Here is a 13579-nt window from a genome sequence, read left to right on the forward strand (position 1 = left end):
GGCGAGTGCATAGCGTCAACTAGTTCTCTAGAGATGTTGAGGTTGAGGTAGGTGGTGCCGCCGTGGCACTCGAACGGATCTCTAGGATGTCTAGAGATCGCCAGGAGGGATGCATCGCCATGGCCGCACCGGAAAGCTCGTCGCCCAAGTACCGCCGGATCGCCGACGCTCTGAAGCGGGCGATTGCGGAGGGGGAGTTCGGGCCCGGAGACCGGCTGCCCGGGGAGAACGAGCTGATGGACCGGCACGGCGTGGCGCGGATGACGGCCCGGCAGGCGCTCGGTGTGCTCACTTCGGAGGGGCTTGCCGAGGCCCGCAAGGGCGCCGGGGTCTTCGTGCGGGCGTTCCAGCCGATCCGGCGCCGTGGCGTCCCGCGGCTGGCCCGGGAGCAATGGGGTGAGGGGCGGTCGGTCTGGTCGGCCGATGTCCCGGACCGTGACCTGGTGGTCGACGAGGTCACGGTGAACGAGGAGCCGGCGCCTGAAACCGTCGCGTCGCAGCTCGGCATAGCGCCCGGAGGCGCTGTGATCGTGCGGCGCCGCAGGTTCGTGCTCGACGGTAAGCCGGTGTTGCTGTCCACCTCCTCCCTCCCCGCTGCCCTCGTCGCGGGATCGGCGATCACGCAGCCGGATACCGGGGCCGGCGGCACATACGCCCGGCTCGCCGAGTTGGGTGCGGGGCCCGCCCGCTTCAGGGAAGAAGTGCGGTCACGCATGCCGGCGCCGGATGAGGCCGTTCGGCTGCGCCTTCCGCCGGGCACGCCCGTTGTCCTCATCAGCCGCGCGGCCATCACCGCGGACGGGCGGACCGTCGAGGTCAACGAGATGATCCTCGACTCGTCCGCCTACGTGCTGGAGTACGACTTCGACGCCTGAGCCGTCAGACCGCAAGCGCCGCGCCGCAGACTGCGGTCTTGGCGCGCGCCTCTGGCTCCTGGTCGGTCCGGACCGACCAGGAGCCAAGGGCGCAGCGGTAGCGACGGGCCCCCTCCGTGGAGGCTCATCCGTAGGGGATTCAGTCGAGTTCGACGCCCATGTTGTGGGCGAAGCCCTGCCACTTCTCCACGGCGAAGCGCTTGTTGAGCGAGTCGGGCACGCTCGGGTTGGTGACGTAGCCCTCGACGTGGAGCCGCAGGTAGCCCTTGGAGTCCGTGTAGAAGTTGAAGTAGACCTTCGACCCCTTGCCGTCGAAGTGGCCCTTCTCCGCGGTGAAGTACCAGGCGTTCTTCATGGAGCCGATGCCGTGGTAGCGCACCGGAGCGTCCTTGCAGGCGAAGAAGACGGCGCAGGCCTCAAGGTTGATGCGCTGGTTCTCCTTCGGGAACTTCTTGGGTGCTCCCTTGACGGGGAACGTGCAGTTGAAGCAGTGCTTCAGAGACTTCATCGCCTTGGCCGGGCTCACCTTGAGCCCCGGGTAGCGCGCGTTGTTGGGCTTGACGGTGAAACGCTCGTCATACAGCTTGCGCAGGCCCGCCGCCGCACTCTTGGTGCCCACGGACTGGGTGGCGGCAGCCTTGGTCACGGGCTGCTGTGCCGAGTCGGCCGACTGCGCCTGAGCGGGCGTCGCAGTGGCCAGTACGCCCACTGCCGCCACGGCGGTGAGGATCTTCCCCGTAGAGATGCGCATGAACAGACTTCCCCCTGGTCAGAAAGAAATGATCAAAAACGCTGTCACCCTACCCGGCCCGACTACTCGCCGGTAATGGAATAGGTGTTCCCATCTCGGAAGTTCGGAGAAGTGGGCCGCGGCCGCGTGGCACCCGGGCCGACAGGCCAGGGGGCGCCGGGCCGCGGATGGCGGCAGGACTGAGCCGCACGCACGCCTGGTACGGCCGTCCGTGCGTGCGTTCGACGGTTCGCAGTCTGCGTCTGCGTCTGCGTCTGCGTCTGCGTCGGCGTAGGTACCGGCACTGGCACTGGCACCGGCACACGCCCGGGCACGGGTTCGGCTGCCGTCAGCCGAGGAGGCCGCGGACCCTCAGGCCGCCCGTCGTGCCGCGTACTCCGGGATTTCGGCCATCGGGGGGCGCTCCTCGGTGTCCACGTCCGTCGTACGGGGGACGAAGCCGTCGGCCCCGCGGTCGAACTGGGTGAGCCGGGGGCGTACCAAGTGGCCGCGGGCCAGGCGGAGTTGCGCGGTGCGGTAGATCGCGGCGGCCATCCGGCCGAGGGCCTGGCCGTCCTGGTGGCGGTGTTTGCGGACGCCGACGTCCACCTGGGCGAGGGCGTCGAGGCCGACGGTGTGCAGGGCGTCGACGAGCAGGCCGAGCTCGACGCCGTAGCCGACCGGGAAGGGGAGGCGTTCGAGGAGGGAGCGGCGGGCCGCGTACTCGCCGCCGAGGGGCTGGACGAAGCCGGCCAGCTGGGGCCAGTGGAGGTTGAGGAGCGGGCGGGCGACCAGTTCGGTGACCCGGCCGCCCTGGCCGGCCCCGGCGCCCTCGGTGCCGGTCTCCAGCGGGCGGTCGTACATCGCCTTCACGAACTGGATGTCCGGATCGGTCAGCAGCGGGCCGACGATCCCGGAGACGAAGGCGGAGGAGAATTCGCGCAGGTCGGCGTCGATGAAGCAGACGATGTCGCCGGTGGTGGCCAGCAGGGAGCGCCACAGCACCTCGCCCTTGCCGGGGAGGGCCGGCAGCCGCGGCAGGACGCTGTCGCGGGGGATGACCCGGGCGCCGGCCGCCGCCGCGACCTCGGCGGTGCGGTCGGTGGAGCCGGAGTCCAGCACGATCAGCTCATCGACGAGCGGGACCGGGCCGGTCATCAGCTCGGCGCGGATCACCGCCACGATCGCCCCGACGGTGGCCTCCTCGTCGAGGGCGGGCAGTACGACACTCACCGTGCGGCCCGTCTGGTGCTTCGCCTCCAGCAGCCGCCCCAGCGGGCGGTCCGCGGCGGACCAGGAGCGGCTGCTCAGCCAGCCCTCCACCTCTTCCAGCACGTCTACGACTCCTCGGTCGCCGCCGGTGGGCGGCCTCTGTGATCCATCTCGCGCATCGGACGACTATCTCAACCGTCAGTGCCTTCGGTTACAGTCTTGAACAACGCGGAAGACCGTTGCATGTCGGGGTCCGCGCCACAAACGCCTGGGTTTCGGCCCAGCGCCATACCGCTCATCCAGAGGGGCAGAGGGATACGGCCCGTTGAAGCCCCGGCAACCCTCCAGCCGGTCTTGCCGCAAGGACGCTGACGTCCCGCGCGCGAGGCTCCCGGCTAGGGAAGGTGCCAAATCCGTCTCGTGGCGAGATTCGTCGCGAGGAAGATGAGGAGAAAGGGCCTCGCCTCCATGGCTGTGCAAGTCACCGAAAACACCCCCACCGTCGCTCTGGGCCCCGCCGCAGCCCTGTCCTGCCGCGAGTGCGGACAGCGCTTCGCGCTCGGCCCGATCTTCGCGTGCCAGGAATGTTTCGGGCCGCTCGAAGTCGCGTACGACCTGCCGAGCGGCGACCCCGAGGGCCTGAAGAAGCAGATCGAGGCCGGTCCGGACAACATCTGGCGCTACGCCCCGCTGCTGCCCGTCCCCGCCGACGTCGCCGACAAGCCCAACCTGAACCCCGGCTTCACCAAGCTCGTCCAGGCCGACCGGCTCGCCGCCGAGCTGGGCGTCACCGGCGGTCTGTACGTCAAGGACGACTCCGGCAACCCGACGCACTCCTTCAAGGACCGCGTCGTGGCGATCGCCGTCGAGGCCGCCCGCGCCTTCGGCTTCACCACCCTGTCCTGCTCCTCGACCGGCAACCTCGCCGGCGCGGTCGGCGCCGCGGCGCGCCGGGCCGGTTTCCAGTCCTGCGTGTTCATCCCGCACGACCTGGAGGCCGGCAAGGTCGTCATGGCCGCGGTCTACGGCGGTGACCTGGTCGGCATCGAGGGCAACTACGACGACGTCAACCGCTTCTGCTCCGAGCTCATCGGCGACCCGCTGGGCGAGGGCTGGGGCTTCGTCAACGTCAATCTGCGCCCCTACTACGGCGAGGGTTCCAAGACCCTGGCGTACGAGATCTGCGAGCAGCTGGGCTGGCGCCTCCCGGACCAGATCGTCATCCCGATCGCGTCCGGCTCGCAGCTCACGAAGATCGACAAGGGGCTCAAGGAGCTGATCGCCCTCGGTCTGGTCGAGGACAAGCCGTACAAGATCTTCGGCGCCCAGGCGGAGGGCTGCTCGCCGGTGTCCACGGCCTTCAAGGCCGGGCACGACGTGGTCCGCCCGCAGAAGCCGAAGACCATCGCCAAGTCGCTGGCGATCGGCAACCCGGCCGACGGCCCGTATGTGCTCGACATCGCCCGCCGTACGGGCGGCGCGGTCGAGGACGTCAACGACGAGCAGGTCGTGGACGCGATCAAGCTGCTGGCCAGGACGGAAGGCATCTTCGCGGAGACCGCGGGCGGGGTGACCGTCGGCGTGACCAAGAAGCTGATCGAGAACGGTGTGCTCGACCCGTCCCTGACGACCGTCGTCCTGAACACCGGTGACGGCCTCAAGACGCTGGACGCGGTCGCCCCGACCTCAGGGCCCACGGCCACGATCCGTCCGGACCTGGACGCGTTCCGCGCGGCCGGTCTCGCCCGCTGACGCTGCCGGCCCCGTCCGCGCACGGGGCCGCGCCACCTCCCGCCACGAGGCCGCCGGCCCGTCCGCAACGAGGCCACGCCACCGCCCCCGAACACGTACTCCGCAATACCCGGAAGGCAGAACCATGAGCGTGAAGGTCCGCATCCCCACCATCCTCCGCACGTACACCGGCGGCCAGGCCGAGGTCGCGGCCGAGGGCGCGACCCTCTCCGAGGTGATCGCCGACCTGGAGCAGAACCACCAGGGCATCGCGGCCCGGGTGCTGGACGACGCCGGCAAGCTGCGCCGCTTCGTGAACGTCTACGTCAACGACGACGATGTGCGCTTCGAGCAGGGCCTGGAGACGCCGACCCCGGAGGGTGCGGGCGTCTCGATCATTCCGGCGGTGGCCGGAGGGTGCTGATTTGCGCCAATTCTTGGCCTGCTTGACCGGAATTGCCCCGTCCGCCAGAAAGCGGACGGGGCAATTCCATGTTGTGAAAGGAGATACCATTGAGGCGATACCCCTCCCCTATAGCGCGTGCGTGTGCCGAACGCATATGAGATCGCGATCAGTTGTGCCCAAAGTGTGGGCAAGATTTGTCGCTTAGGTGAGCTATGCCCGGCCCGACTTGCCCGGGAGAAGCGGGATTTCACCGCATATTGCCGATTTTCCGGCCCCAGATTTCTCGTCCGATTGACCTGTTGCGCTGGGCATCTGTGCAGATACATTCAGCGGCGGTCGACGCGTTCCGGCGCACACCCCACAGGGCTTTCGCGGGGTGAGGTCTGACCCGGGTCCGCGGAGTGCGGTCCTGCGCAAGGGCCAGTAATAGGGGAGTTAGGCATGGCTCAGGGCACCGTCAAGTGGTTCAACGCGGAGAAGGGGTACGGCTTCATCGCGGTCGACGGTGGTGCGGATGTTTTCGTCCACTACAGCGCGATCCAGATGGACGGCTACCGCACCCTTGAGGAGGGTCAGCGGGTCGAGTTCGAGATCTCGCAAGGCCAGAAGGGGCCGCAGGCGGACATGGTCCGGGTGGCCGGCTGAGGCGCCGACCGACTGCTGCGTAGTGAAGGCCCGTACCCCCCTGAGGGGTGCGGGCCTTCTGCTGTCCGTCGCGGTCTGCCGGCCGCCTCTCGCCGGCCGCCCCTCGCCCGCCGTCTCTCGTCGGCCGCCCCTCGTCCGCTGCTCCTCGTGCTGCCCCTCGTCCGCTGTCCGCTGCTCCGCTGTCCGCTGTCGGCGGACGGGGAGGTGCTGAGTGCGGGCGGACCCCGGGGGACCTGCGCTCACCCGTGATTCACCCGTCACCCGGGCGCCACCCCGATGGGAGGCATCTTCGAAGCCGCCTTGCACTCAAGGGGTGCGAGTGCTAATCATTGCGTTAGCACTCTCCCAGTGAGAGTGACAAAGAAGGACCGGGTCGGTGAGGCCCGTAGGCCGGGTGGGGCAAGGAACCACGCAGGTCTGCAGGTCGTCCGTCGCGGGCGCCAGCGCGGTCCGGAGCAATCCTTCCCCAAGCTCTCAACTGCGTTCGAGCAGGGGAGACCCCATTAGTCCGGGAGGACCACTTCACATGGCCAAGATCATCGCGTTCGACGAGGAGGCACGGCGCGGTCTCGAGCGCGGGATGAACCAGCTCGCCGACGCCGTCAAGGTCACCCTCGGCCCCAAGGGCCGCAACGTCGTCCTCGAGAAGAAGTGGGGCGCCCCCACGATCACCAACGATGGTGTATCCATCGCCAAGGAGATCGAGCTCGAGGACCCGTACGAGAAGATCGGCGCCGAGCTGGTCAAGGAGGTCGCGAAGAAGACGGACGACGTCGCCGGTGACGGCACGACGACCGCGACCGTCCTGGCCCAGGCTCTGGTCCGCGAGGGCCTGCGCAACGTCGCCGCCGGCGCCAACCCGATGGCCCTCAAGCGCGGCATCGAGCGCGCCGTCGAGGCCGTCTCCGCCGCCCTGCTGGAGCAGGCCAAGGACGTGGAGACCAAGGAGCAGATCGCTTCGACCGCCTCCATCTCCGCCGCTGACACCCAGATCGGCGAGCTCATCGCCGAGGCCATGGACAAGGTCGGCAAGGAAGGCGTCATCACCGTCGAGGAGTCCCAGACCTTCGGTCTGGAGCTGGAACTCACCGAGGGTATGCGCTTCGACAAGGGCTACATCTCGGCGTACTTCGCGACCGACATGGAGCGCATGGAAGCCGCGCTCGACGACCCGTACATCCTGATCGTCAACTCCAAGATCAGCAACGTGAAGGACCTGCTCCCGCTCCTGGAGAAGGTCATGCAGTCGGGCAAGCCGCTGCTGATCATCGCCGAGGACGTCGAGGGCGAGGCCCTGTCGACCCTGGTCGTCAACAAGATCCGTGGCACCTTCAAGTCCGTCGCCGTCAAGGCCCCGGGCTTCGGTGACCGCCGCAAGGCCATGCTCGGCGACATCGCCATCCTCACCGGTGGCACCGTCATCTCCGAGGAGGTCGGCCTCAAGCTGGAGAACGCCGGTCTCGAACTGCTCGGCCGCGCCCGCAAGGTCGTCATCACCAAGGACGAGACCACCATCGTCGACGGTGCCGGCGACAGCGAGCAGGTCCAGGGCCGGGTCAACCAGATCCGCGCCGAGATCGAGAACAGCGACTCGGACTACGACCGCGAGAAGCTGCAGGAGCGCCTGGCGAAGCTGGCCGGCGGCGTGGCCGTCATCAAGGCCGGTGCCGCCACCGAGGTCGAGCTCAAGGAGCGTAAGCACCGCATCGAGGACGCCGTTCGCAACGCGAAGGCGGCCGTCGAAGAGGGCATCGTCGCCGGCGGTGGCGTGGCCCTGCTCCAGGCTTCCTCGGTCTTCGAGAAGCTGGACCTCGACGGTGACGAGGCGACCGGCGCCAACGCCGTGAAGCTCGCGCTGGAGGCCCCGCTCAAGCAGATCTCCGTCAACGGCGGCCTTGAGGGCGGCGTTGTGGTGGAGAAGGTGCGCAACCTGCCCGTGGGTCACGGCCTCAACGCCGCGACCGGCGACTACGTCGACATGATCGCCGAGGGCATCATCGACCCGGCGAAGGTCACGCGCTCCGCGCTGCAGAACGCCGCCTCCATCGCGGCGCTGTTCCTCACCACCGAGGCCGTCATCGCCGACAAGCCGGAAAAGGCCGGCGCGGCGGGCGCTCCGGGCGGCATGCCGGGCGGTGACATGGACTTCTGATCCCTCGCGGATCAGACACCGGTCCTCCCGGACCGCAACGTCCAGACGTACGTCGGGGCGGCACCCTCCTCCCAGGGGGTGCCGCCCCGGCGGCGTTTCGGGAGGGGGCATCCGGGCCGTTCGGAGCGCATAAAACCCGGTGTCCCAGGGGTTCACCGTGTCAAAATCCGGCGCATGACTGTTCGATACCCTTCCCCGCTGCGTCCCGGTGACCGTGTCGGTGTCACCTCTCCGTCGGGCGGCGTCGCGGAGGATCTGCGTGCGCGCCTCGATGTCGCCGTCCGTGACGTTCAGGACCGCGGGTACGAGGTCGTCATCGGCCGGTGCATGGACGGCTCCGGGCACGTCAGTGCTTCGGCCGCTGACCGCGCCGACGAGCTGATGTCGATGCTGATCGACCCCTCCATCAAGGCCATCGTGCCGCCGTGGGGCGGAGAGACCGCCATTGACCTGCTACCACTGCTCGACTGGGACCGGTTACGGGAGGCGGAGCCGACCTGGATCGTCGGGTTCTCCGACATATCGACCGTGATCACACCGATGACCCTGCTCACGGGCACGGCGACCGTCCACGGCAACAACCTCATGGACACGCCCTACCGGGTGCCCGAAGGACTGCAGTCGTGGTGCGACATCGTCGCGGCGCCCCCGGGGCACCGGTTCGTCCAGACCCCGCCCGGTCGCCACCGGAGCGTGGCCTTCGACGACTTCGCCGCCTTCCCCGGCATTCGCGAGTACACGCTCGACTCCGTGGGTGCCTGGACCCGGCTCGACGGGGGCGGTGACGTGGAGGCCGAGGGAAGACTGATCGGCGGCTGCATCGAAACACTGTGCAATCTCGCGGGGACAGCCTTCCTCGACACCTCGGCCTTCGCTCGCGACGAGTCACCGAATGGGCTTCTCGTCTATGTGGAGGCAACCGGCGACGATGCCTTCACCATCTGCCGGAACCTGCACGGCATGAGACTCGCCGGGTTCTTCGACCGGGCGAACGCGGTTCTCGTCGGCCGGACCTCCGCACCGGACAACGATTCGCTCAGCCAGCACGAGGCCGTCCTCGACGCACTCGGCCCCCTCCATGTGCCGATCATCGCCGACATGGAATGCGGGCACGTCCCGCCCTACATGCCCATCGTCAACGGAGCGTACGGCCGTATCGTTCACTCCCCGAGCCGGAGCGAACTGACGCAGACTCTGGGCTGACGGCTGACGGCTGACGGCTGACGGCTGACGGCTGACGGCTGACGGCTGTCGGCTGACGGCATACGGCACATCAGGCCGGTGGCTATCTCTGGCCGGGGTGGGCCGCAGGCATCATCGCCCGCTCTATGGCCTGCGCCTACTCCGTGGCCCGCGCCTGCTTCTGCATGCCCTGCTGCCCACGGCGGACGATGAGGCAGCCCGCGAGGCACAGGGCCCCTGCCGCGGACAGCATCGCGGCGCCGCAGAGGGTGGCGGGTGCGGGCGGGGCCTCGCGGTCGAGGGTGCTTTCGAAGGCGACTTGGATTGAGAGGTGCGGCCCGTGCATCTGGGGAAGTGGCGGGTAGGAGGGCGGTGTCTCGCCCCACAGGATCAGTGCCGCCCCGCCCGCGGCCAGTACGAGAGCCGTGAGGGCCACGATCAGCCTGCCGCGCCAGGGGCGCCGTAATCGGATCAGCATGGCGCCGACCCTACTGACTGCTACTGACCGCCGCGCCACGGTGCGGCAGGATCACGGTCGGCCGGCGGCGGCCCTACTACGGCTGGGGGCCGGTGGCCGTGCGACCGCGCGCAAATGCTGCACGCGGGCGCGGACTTGGGCGGCCGTCGCCTCCGCCGCGAGACGCCGCCGGTCGTCCGGTGGCGCCTCGCCCCGGCAGGGGCCGCAGACACCCCCGGGGAGCGCGGCGGGCCGACCCGGGGCGCGGCAGACGGTGCACTCCATGATCCGGAGGGCTCTGCGCGACGGCCCTTGGGCGGGGCGGCCTGGCCCAGCGGCTTCTGCGTCTGCCTCTGCGTCTGCGTTTGCATCGGCTTCGGTGCCGGTGTCCGTCCCGGGTTCGGGTGGGGGCGGCATCTTGGCGAGCAGCCGGGAGCGGGCGAGTCGGCCCGGGTGGTGGACGTGTGGCGGCAGCCCGGAGGTCAGGGCGGACAGGAGCTGGTCGCGGGTCGCGCCGCGCGCCAGCCATTCCTCCGCGAACGCTTCGAGGGACGCGCAGTCGGCGGCGGACAGCGTCATACGGGGTTCGGCACGGCCGAGAGCGGCGAGGGCGGCGTAGCCGGGGGAGTGCGGTGGACGGGGCTGGACGTGGGTGTGGACGTGTGGGGCATGCGGGCGCGGTGGCCCGGCGGCGGGAAGTGGGGCGCCACTGCCGCCTTCACCGCCAACGTCGTCGTGGGTCATCGGAACGTTCCCGGCGCATAAGGCCATCCACCAGGCGTCGTCCCGTGCCGTACGCGAGAAGTACGTACGCGTCACCCAGAGCGGACTGCCGCCGTCACTCATGTGTGTCTCGGTGACCCGCCGCAGATGACCGGCCTCCGAGAGGTGGCGGAGCGCGGTCCGCAGGGCGCACTGCCCGTAGTCCGGCAACACCTTGGCCAGCGTCTTCACGGACATGTCGGCACCCTCGGGCAGCCGGTCGAGGTAGGCGGCGATGGATGCCTCACGACGGGGGAGGTTCGCGAAGTCGCCGGGGCGGGAGGGGCGTTGGTCGGGCGCTTCGCGTTTGCCGTAGCCGGGGCGGGCGGAGGGGTGGTTGCCGTGGGGGAGTGCGGGGGCGCACGGGACGGCGTTAAAGTTGGAGCTAGCCATGAGATCGTCGCGCTTTCGATCTTGGTGGTCAGACCCCGGTCGGTGTTGGTAGCACCTGCCGGGGTTGTTTTGTTGCTGCGCACGCTAGACCGGGGCGACGTGATGTCGCAAGCCGGTCACGGAATGTCATCCGCGCTGGTGTGTGCGGGAGTTGGCGGCTCGGGGGAGGGTGGGTGGGTGTCCTTCCGACCGCCCGTTCCTTGGAAAGAGGGCTCGGGGTCCGCGGCTTGAGCCCCGGACCCCGAGTGGACGCCAGGCGCCTTAGAAGGAGCTGGACTTGATGCCCTCGATGAACGCTGCCCACGCCGGCGCCCGGAACGCGAGCGCCGGACCGTCCGGGTCCTTGGAGTCCCGGACGGGCACGATGCCGGGGTGATCGTCGGAGACTTCGAGGCAGTCGCCGCCGCTGCCGTCGCTGTGGGTGGACTTCCGCCAGGTGGCGACCTCTAGGCAGTCTCCGCCACTGCCGCCGCTGTGGCTGGACTTGTGCCACGTCGCGATTTCGAGGCAGTCTCCGCCCTCGCCGCCGCTGTAGCTGGACTTACGCCAGATGGCCATGCTCAGGTCGTACTCAGGGCTGATCTTCATTCGCGTAATCCTCCGCCACTGATTCGATCAGGGCCAGGGAATCTTGGGGTGACAGTGCGCTGGCCCCGAGCAGATCGTAAGTCAGTTCGTGACGGGCGACAGTCGCTGGGTCGTCCTCCAGCTTGCTTGCGTTCAGCACTTCTAGGTGAGCGAGCGTGGGCGCGTCCTCGAAGTTCATCAACTTGAGCGCGCCATTCATCGACGCATGAGCACCTGCCGTGAACGGCAACACCTGCACGATGATCCGGTGCTTCCGGATCAGCTCCACCACGTGCCACAGCGCCTCCGCCATCACCACCGGGCCGCCGGTATTCCGACGCAGCACAGCCTCGTCCAGCACCACCCACAACAACGGGGTCGTTGGATGGTCGAGGAGGCGCGTGCGTTCGAGTCGTGCCGTGACCGTCTCGTCGATCACGTCGTCGGGCGCCGTCGGCTGGTACGCGCGGCAAACTGCCGACGCATAGGCCTTGGTCTGCAGCAGTCCTGCAATCAGCTGCGGCGCGTACTGTCTGATCGCCGTGGCGACGGCTTCCGCCTCCGCCGCCTCCGCGAAGTGATCCGGATACTTCGACCTCGTCGCGGCCTCGCAGTTGCGGGTGAAGTAGCCGTCCGTTCCAAGGACCTCGTCGATCTTTACGGCGTACTCCATCTGCATCCGCCGCGTCCCTGCCTCCAGCTGGCCGATGAACGACCCGCTGACGAAGAGGGGCTTGCCGAGTTCTTCCTGGGTGAGGCCGGCCTCTTCGCGCTTGTGCCGTAACTCTGCGCCGAGCATCGCGCGGGGGGACGAGGACGGGTCGAGGGGTTTGGGTCCGGGCATCGCAGCAACTCCCTGTTACACACGATCGGTTGTTGGGTCTGCGCCTCTATGCAGGCTAGACCCGTAGTGGCCACGCTGTGTGCGCAATGGCAACACTCAGTGTGGAAGGTGATGAGGCGAATGCTGACGGCGCGTGAGCGGATGCGGCAGGCCGAGGGCGTCACGGCGGAACTGCGGACCGCCCTCCGGGAAGCGGGGATCACCCTGCCCTCCCTTGGCGTCGACCCGGTGTCGTGCGCGAGTGTCCATATGGCGCCGCTGGTCGAGCTGGGGCGCTGCAATCTGGACACGGCCCGGCGGCTCGCCGGCGTACTGGCGGACTACGCCCGGACCGCCGAACCGGGACACGGTGAGGAGGAGCCGCGGCCGTGATGCCGGTCCCCGGAAGCTACGCGGTGGACGGGCGGGACGGCCGTGTCGGCTTGGTCATCGGCGTGGTCGGCGGCCACGAGGGGCCGTTGGTGCAGCTTCGGCCGCCCGGTGGTGGTGTGCCGTGGGACTGCCCGCCTCATGCGCTGTGCGCCGCCCCGCCGTCCGCCGTATTGGTGGCCCGCGTCAGAGAACTGAACTGGCAGAGCCGGATGCCGTGAGGGGTGGGCCGCCCACCAGGAACGTGCGTCCTGCGGGCGGCGCGTGGTGGGTGCCGGGGCGGTGACCCGTGCGGATGTACGGCTGACGGTCGTACGGTCGGCTGCCCGCGCGGGGGGCGGCTGCCGGGGCGTGGACCGCTGGGGTGTGTGGGCGGGGGCGTGGGCGGCGTGCGGGGTTGTCGCCCTGCGTAAGTGCTGTACACGGGCGGGAACGGGGCGGACGGCTCGGGGGCGCGCGGCTTGAGCCGTGGGGCACGGGTGGACATTCGCCGGCGCGATAGCCCGGCCCCGAGCATGGCGCGGGGTGACGAAGGCGGGGGTGAGAGGCCGGGGCGCGGGCCGTTTGGCAACTCCCTGTTACACACGATCGGTTGTTGGGCATGCGTCTCTCTGCAGGCCGGGCCGGTAGCCGCCACGCTGTGTGCACGACGGGGACACTCAGCGTGGAAGGCGATGAGGCGAAATGTTGACGGCGCGTGATCGAGTACGCCAGGCCGAGGGCGTCATGGCGGAACTGCACACCGCACTCCAGGCGGTCGGGGTCACCCTTCCCTCCCTCTGCGTCGACCCGGTGTCCTGCGCGAGCAGCGTCATGGCGCCGCTGGTCGAATTGGGGCGCTGCAATCTCGACACCGCCCAGCGTCTGGCCGAGGTCTTGATGGACTACGCCAAGACCGCCGCCCCCGGGCACGGGCACGGCCCGGAGGAGGGACAGCCGTGAAGTTGTCGTCCGGCAGCTATGCGGTGGACGGGCGGGACGGGCGCGTCGGCCGGGTCGTGGGCCACCAGGGGCCGTTGGTGCAGCTCCGCGAGCCCGGCGGCGGCCGGCCGTGGGCCTGCCCGCCGCACTTACTGCGCCCCGCCCCGCCATCCGCCGTACTGGCGGCCCGCCTCAGAGAGCTGAACTGGGAGAGCCGGATGATCCCTTGAGGAGGGGACCGGGGTGCTCTCCTCGGGCCGGTGGACCGGTGCGGGTGGCGCTCGCCGGTGGACCGGTGCGGGTGGCGCTCCCGGCGACCGGTGATCAGGGTTG

At 69.3% G+C, this 13579-nt stretch carries 16 protein-coding genes and 1 riboswitch; of the genes, 11 read left to right on the forward strand and 5 right to left on the reverse strand.

The annotated features are described in order from the left end of the window. Nucleotides 1-119: 119 nt before the first annotated feature. Nucleotides 120-875: a GntR family transcriptional regulator gene (locus ABR737_RS27295; protein ID WP_350253027.1), complete on the forward strand. Its 756-nt coding sequence runs from the start codon at nt 120-122 to the stop codon at nt 873-875. A 139-nt stretch (nt 876-1014) separates the two neighbouring features. On the opposite strand, the gene ABR737_RS27300 is transcribed toward ABR737_RS27295, so the two are convergent. Next, a complete protein-coding gene (locus tag ABR737_RS27300) occupies nt 1015-1626 on the reverse strand; it encodes a hypothetical protein (protein WP_350253028.1) in 612 nt (203 codons plus the stop codon). A gap of 351 nt (nt 1627-1977) precedes the next feature. Further along, on the reverse strand, nt 1978-2940 hold the full coding sequence (locus ABR737_RS27305; RefSeq protein ID WP_350253029.1) for a glucosyl-3-phosphoglycerate synthase: 963 nt from the start codon (nt 2938-2940) through the stop codon (nt 1978-1980). Between the two features lie 169 nt (nt 2941-3109). Further along, a riboswitch (SAM riboswitch) is annotated at nt 3110-3268 on the forward strand. A 17-nt stretch (nt 3269-3285) separates the two neighbouring features. Between ABR737_RS27305 and thrC the strand changes: the two genes are divergently transcribed. The 5 genes from thrC (at nt 3286) to ABR737_RS27330 (ending at nt 8954) form a co-directional block, all read left to right on the forward strand. Further along, a complete protein-coding gene (gene thrC / locus ABR737_RS27310) occupies nt 3286-4569 on the forward strand; it encodes a threonine synthase (RefSeq protein ID WP_350253031.1) in 1284 nt (427 codons plus the stop codon). A gap of 124 nt (nt 4570-4693) precedes the next feature. After that, nucleotides 4694-4972 (forward strand): MoaD/ThiS family protein, encoded by a 279-nt coding sequence (locus ABR737_RS27315; protein WP_350253033.1) that lies wholly within the window; start codon nt 4694-4696, stop codon nt 4970-4972. A 423-nt stretch (nt 4973-5395) separates the two neighbouring features. Then, nucleotides 5396-5599, forward strand: coding sequence for a cold-shock protein (locus ABR737_RS27320; RefSeq protein ID WP_003986833.1), 204 nt, complete (start codon nt 5396-5398; stop codon nt 5597-5599). A 526-nt stretch (nt 5600-6125) separates the two neighbouring features. Further along, on the forward strand, nt 6126-7751 hold the full coding sequence (gene groL, locus ABR737_RS27325) for a chaperonin GroEL (protein ID WP_350253036.1): 1626 nt from the start codon (nt 6126-6128) through the stop codon (nt 7749-7751). Between the two features lie 174 nt (nt 7752-7925). Then, entirely contained in the window at nt 7926-8954 is a 1029-nt protein-coding gene (locus ABR737_RS27330) for a S66 family peptidase (RefSeq protein ID WP_350253037.1), read from the forward strand. A 136-nt stretch (nt 8955-9090) separates the two neighbouring features. Here the strand turns inward: ABR737_RS27330 and ABR737_RS27335 are convergent, their stop codons facing one another. After that, nucleotides 9091-9411 (reverse strand): hypothetical protein, encoded by a 321-nt coding sequence (locus ABR737_RS27335; RefSeq protein WP_350253038.1) that lies wholly within the window; start codon nt 9409-9411, stop codon nt 9091-9093. A gap of 441 nt (nt 9412-9852) precedes the next feature. Between ABR737_RS27335 and ABR737_RS27340 the strand changes: the two genes are divergently transcribed. Continuing rightward, nucleotides 9853-10155: a hypothetical protein gene (locus tag ABR737_RS27340; RefSeq protein WP_350253040.1), complete on the forward strand. Its 303-nt coding sequence runs from the start codon at nt 9853-9855 to the stop codon at nt 10153-10155. Nucleotides 10156-10806: 651 nt separating this feature from the next. Here the strand turns inward: ABR737_RS27340 and ABR737_RS27345 are convergent. Both ABR737_RS27345 and ABR737_RS27350 read right to left on the reverse strand, forming a co-directional pair. Next, nucleotides 10807-11133 carry a DUF397 domain-containing protein gene (locus ABR737_RS27345; RefSeq protein WP_350253041.1) on the reverse strand — a complete coding sequence of 109 codons (327 nt, stop codon included), beginning with the start codon at nt 11131-11133 and terminating at the stop codon, nt 10807-10809. Then, on the reverse strand, nt 11117-11956 hold the full coding sequence (locus ABR737_RS27350) for a helix-turn-helix domain-containing protein (RefSeq protein WP_350253043.1): 840 nt from the start codon (nt 11954-11956) through the stop codon (nt 11117-11119). Before ABR737_RS27350 ends, ABR737_RS27345 begins: the two co-directional genes overlap by 17 nt. Before the next feature lie 120 nt (nt 11957-12076). Between ABR737_RS27350 and ABR737_RS27355 the strand changes: the two genes are divergently transcribed. The 4 genes from ABR737_RS27355 (at nt 12077) to ABR737_RS27370 (ending at nt 13476) form a co-directional block, all read left to right on the forward strand. Beyond that, nucleotides 12077-12328, forward strand: a complete 252-nt coding sequence (locus ABR737_RS27355) for a hypothetical protein (protein ID WP_350253045.1) — start codon at nt 12077-12079, stop codon at nt 12326-12328. Further along, a complete protein-coding gene (locus ABR737_RS27360; protein ID WP_350253046.1) occupies nt 12328-12546 on the forward strand; it encodes a hypothetical protein in 219 nt (72 codons plus the stop codon). Before ABR737_RS27355 ends, ABR737_RS27360 begins: the two co-directional genes overlap by 1 nt. Nucleotides 12547-13009: 463 nt before the next feature. Continuing rightward, nucleotides 13010-13267, forward strand: a complete 258-nt coding sequence (locus tag ABR737_RS27365; protein ID WP_350253048.1) for a hypothetical protein — start codon at nt 13010-13012, stop codon at nt 13265-13267. Then, on the forward strand, nt 13264-13476 hold the full coding sequence (locus ABR737_RS27370) for a hypothetical protein (protein WP_350253050.1): 213 nt from the start codon (nt 13264-13266) through the stop codon (nt 13474-13476). Before ABR737_RS27365 ends, ABR737_RS27370 begins: the two co-directional genes overlap by 4 nt. The last annotated feature ends 103 nt before the right edge of the window (nt 13477-13579 follow it).

The sequence above is a fragment of the Streptomyces sp. Edi2 genome (genome assembly GCF_040253635.1).
Lineage (GTDB): Bacteria > Actinomycetota > Actinomycetes > Streptomycetales > Streptomycetaceae > Streptomyces.

Excerpts from the sequence above, each read along its gene's own strand:
- ABR737_RS27320 (WP_003986833.1), top strand. The coding sequence starts at position 5,396 with ATGGCTCAGGGCACCGTCAAGTGGTTCAACGCGGAGAAGGGGTACGGC.
- ABR737_RS27330 (WP_350253037.1), top strand. The coding sequence starts at position 7,926 with ATGACTGTTCGATACCCTTCCCCGCTGCGTCCCGGTGACCGTGTCGGT.
- groL (WP_350253036.1), top strand. The coding sequence starts at position 6,126 with ATGGCCAAGATCATCGCGTTCGACGAGGAGGCACGGCGCGGTCTCGAG.
- ABR737_RS27300 (WP_350253028.1), bottom strand. The coding sequence starts at position 1,626 with ATGCGCATCTCTACGGGGAAGATCCTCACCGCCGTGGCGGCAGTGGGC.
- ABR737_RS27315 (WP_350253033.1), top strand. The coding sequence starts at position 4,694 with ATGAGCGTGAAGGTCCGCATCCCCACCATCCTCCGCACGTACACCGGC.
- ABR737_RS27335 (WP_350253038.1), bottom strand. The coding sequence starts at position 9,411 with ATGCTGATCCGATTACGGCGCCCCTGGCGCGGCAGGCTGATCGTGGCC.
- ABR737_RS27350 (WP_350253043.1), bottom strand. The coding sequence starts at position 11,956 with ATGCCCGGACCCAAACCCCTCGACCCGTCCTCGTCCCCCCGCGCGATG.
- ABR737_RS27355 (WP_350253045.1), top strand. The coding sequence starts at position 12,077 with ATGCTGACGGCGCGTGAGCGGATGCGGCAGGCCGAGGGCGTCACGGCG.
- ABR737_RS27360 (WP_350253046.1), top strand. The coding sequence starts at position 12,328 with ATGCCGGTCCCCGGAAGCTACGCGGTGGACGGGCGGGACGGCCGTGTC.
- thrC (WP_350253031.1), top strand. The coding sequence starts at position 3,286 with ATGGCTGTGCAAGTCACCGAAAACACCCCCACCGTCGCTCTGGGCCCC.
- ABR737_RS27295 (WP_350253027.1), top strand. The coding sequence starts at position 120 with ATGGCCGCACCGGAAAGCTCGTCGCCCAAGTACCGCCGGATCGCCGAC.
- ABR737_RS27365 (WP_350253048.1), top strand. The coding sequence starts at position 13,010 with ATGTTGACGGCGCGTGATCGAGTACGCCAGGCCGAGGGCGTCATGGCG.
- ABR737_RS27345 (WP_350253041.1), bottom strand. The coding sequence starts at position 11,133 with ATGAAGATCAGCCCTGAGTACGACCTGAGCATGGCCATCTGGCGTAAG.